We start from the raw sequence: 2,469 nt of genomic DNA on the forward strand, positions 1-2,469 counted from the left end.
TGAGCCGGTTAGGCGCATAATTTCCATTGAGAATTGAGCCATGTGAACCTTCCCCCAACGCGGTGAGCGACGGGGGCAACGGAGTGATCCACATGGGACTTTTAAACATCATCCGTCGGATGAAGCTGCGCGAGAAGCAGTCGATCCGCGAGATCAGTCGGCATACCGGTTTGTCGCGCAACACGATTGCGAAGTATTTGAACGCTGGTACGATCGAGCCGACGTTCACGGTACCGGAGCGGCCGAGCAAGCTTGATCCTTTTTCCGACAAGCTGGCGGCCTGGCTGAAGACCGAGGCTGGGAGGTCGCGCAAGCAGCGCCGAACGCTGAAGCAGCTTCATGCCGATCTGGTGGTTCTCGGCTTTACCGGCTCCTACGGTCGGGTTGCCGCCTTTGCCCGTGAGTGGCGGGTTGAGCAGCAGACGACTGGCCGCGGCATATTCGTTCCGCTGTCTTTCCGTGCAGGCGAAGCATTCCAATTCGATTGGAGTGAAGATTATGCCGTGATCGGCGGCGAGCGCACCAAGCTTCAGGTCGCACACATCAAGCTATCGCACAGTCGGGCGTTTCTGGTCAGAGCCTACCTGCTGCAGACGCACGAGATGCTGTTCGATGCCCACTGGCACGGGTTCCGGGTGTTCGGCGGCGTACCTGGTCGCGGCATCTACGACAACATGAAGACGGCGGTCGACCGCGTCGGTCGCGGCAAGGAGCGGCAGGTTAACGTCCGCTTCCAGGCGATGACGAACCACTACGTTTTTGCGCCAGAGTTCTGCAATCCTGCCGCAGGCTGGGAGAAGGGACAGGTCGAGAAGAACGTTCAGGATGCCCGACCACGTTTGTGGCAACAGATGCCGGACTTTCAAGATCTGGCGGCGTTGAATGACTGGCTGGAACAGCATTGCCAGGACCTGTGGCGAGAGACGGCGCATGGCACCTTGTCCGGTACGATTGCAGATGTCTGGGCTGATGAGCGGGCAGCATTGATGGCATTGCCTAACGCATTTGACGGCTTTGTCGAGCAGAGCAAGCGCGTCTCGCCGACATGCCTGATCACCTTCGAGCGGAACCGCTACAGCGTGCCGGCATCTTTTGCGAATAGGCCTGTCAGCCTGCGGATTTATCCCGAACGGCTGGTTGTTGCAGCCGAGGGCAATATCCTCTGCGAACATCCGCGGATCATAGAACGCAGCCACGACAAACCACCGAGGACGATTTATGACTGGCGGCATTACCTTGCGGTTATCCAGCGCAAACCCGGAGCCCTGCGCAATGGTGCGCCTTTCCTGGAATTGCCGCTGGCGTTTCGACAGTTGCAGGACCAGATGCTGCGTCGCCTGGGCGGCGATCGTGAGATGGCCGATATCCTGGCTCTGGTGCTTCATCACGACGAACAGGTTGTCGTCAGGGCTGTGGAGCTGGCTCTGGATCAAGGCGTCGCGACCAAGACGCATGTGCTGAACCTGCTGCATCGTCTGATCGACGGGAAGACGACTGACGGCCCTGACATCGACACGCCACAGGCGCTGACCTTGTTGCGTGAACCCAAGGCCGACGTCGAACGCTACGATGGCTTGCGTGTCCGGATCGTGGGAGGTCGCCATGCGTCATGATCCCGCAAGTGCCGCCGTCGTCATCATGCTGCGGAGCCTGAAGATGTATGGCATGGCCCAAGCCGTCACAGATCTGATCGAGCAAGGGGCTCCAGCTTTTGATGCGGCCGTGCCGATCCTGTCCCAGTTGCTGAAAGCCGAGATGGCCGAACGTGAGGTTCGCTCGATCGCCTATCACATGAAGGCTGCTCGCTTCCCGGCCTATAAGGACATCTCCGGGTTCGACTTCGCCGCCAGCGAAATCAACGAAGCGACGGTGCGCCAACTGCACCGATGCGAGTTCATGGACGGGGCGCAGAATATCGTTCTCGTCGGTGGGCCGGGCACAGGAAAAACACATGTCGCGACTGCCCTTGGGGTCCAGGCGATCGAGCATCACCGCCGGAAGGTCCGCTTCTTCTCGACCATCGAATTGGTCAATGCGCTCGAACAGGAGAAGGCCAAAGGCAAGGCAGGACAGATCGCTGAGACCCTGGTTCGCCTCGATCTCCTGATCCTCGATGAGTTGGGATACCTTCCGTTCAGTGCCTCAGGCGGAGCGCTGCTCTTCCACCTGCTAAGCAAGCTCTACGAGCGCACCAGCGTCATTATCACGACCAACCTCAGCTTCAGCGAATGGGCAACCGTCTTCGGTGATGCCAAGATGACCACGGCTTTGCTCGACCGCCTGACCCACCGTTGCCATATCCTGGAAACAGGAAACGACAGCTTCCGCTTCAAGGCCAGCTCGGCCGCAGCAGCTCAGAAGAGAGGAGAAAAGGCCAATCCCTTGACCAAAGCCTGATCAAAAAACCATACTCAGAGGTGGCTCACTTCTCGGTGGAAAAACCGGCTCAGTTCCGCGTGGAAACCAACA

General features: G+C 59.0%; 2 protein-coding genes. Both read left to right on the top strand.

What is annotated here, in order from left to right:
• Nucleotides 1–92 precede the first annotated feature (92 nt).
• Nucleotides 93–1,613 (top strand): IS21 family transposase, encoded by a 1,521-nt coding sequence (istA, locus tag ACI3K0_RS30635; RefSeq protein WP_206828748.1) that lies wholly within the window; start codon nucleotides 93–95, stop codon nucleotides 1,611–1,613.
• Nucleotides 1,603–2,397 (top strand): IS21-like element helper ATPase IstB, encoded by a 795-nt coding sequence (gene istB / locus ACI3K0_RS30640; protein WP_137396213.1) that lies wholly within the window; start codon nucleotides 1,603–1,605, stop codon nucleotides 2,395–2,397. Before istA ends, istB begins: the two co-directional genes overlap by 11 nt.
• The last annotated feature ends 72 nt before the right edge of the window (nucleotides 2,398–2,469 follow it).

Source organism: Rhizobium sp. ZW T2_16 (genome assembly GCF_044987325.1).
Taxonomy (GTDB): domain Bacteria; phylum Pseudomonadota; class Alphaproteobacteria; order Rhizobiales; family Rhizobiaceae; genus Neorhizobium; species Neorhizobium cellulosilyticum.

Bases quoted from the DNA above. Each gene is read 5' to 3' on its own strand.
- istB (WP_137396213.1), top strand. From the start codon at position 1,603: ATGCGTCATGATCCCGCAAGTGCCGCCGTCGTCATCATGCTGCGGAGC.
- istA (WP_206828748.1), top strand. From the start codon at position 93: ATGGGACTTTTAAACATCATCCGTCGGATGAAGCTGCGCGAGAAGCAG.